Here is a 371-nt window from a genome sequence, read left to right as displayed (position 1 = left end):
GATCCGCCAGCACTGCACGCTCGCGGCTGTGCTGAATGAGGGAAAGCTCACCGTCTGCGATTCCGTGGACGAGGCATGGGCGCGATATTGCGGCCAGCCTGCGAGCGGCACGGCAGCCGGTGACGGCGCCGGCACGACAACTCAACCGGGGGAATAAGGGTGAAAGGCGACAGGCCAAAACTCGCTGTGATCAGTACGTACGACGAACTGTGTGGCATTGCCAGCTACGCTCGTGCCATCGTGCGGCAGCTGTCGCCGTGGTTCGACATTACGGTGTTCGACCTCGACCAGTACGTGTTCCGTCACCGCAGCCGCCGCATACGGAAGATGGCCAACCTGGAAATAGAGCGCATCTGCAAGGAATTGAAGGG

Annotated in this window: 1 pseudogene; it reads left to right on the top strand. The window is 61.5% G+C overall.

Features of this window, described 5'->3' with window-relative positions:
• Positions 1 to 159: 159 nt before the first annotated feature.
• Positions 160 to 371, top strand: a pseudogene (locus PXJ20_RS33020) (hypothetical protein); the annotation flags it as partial.

The sequence above is a fragment of the Paraburkholderia sp. A1RI_3L genome (assembly GCF_048957895.1).
In the GTDB taxonomy this organism is placed as follows: domain Bacteria; phylum Pseudomonadota; class Gammaproteobacteria; order Burkholderiales; family Burkholderiaceae; genus Paraburkholderia; species Paraburkholderia kururiensis.
Note: the sequence above shows the minus strand (reverse complement) of the source record. Positions and strands in the feature narration are given on the sequence as shown.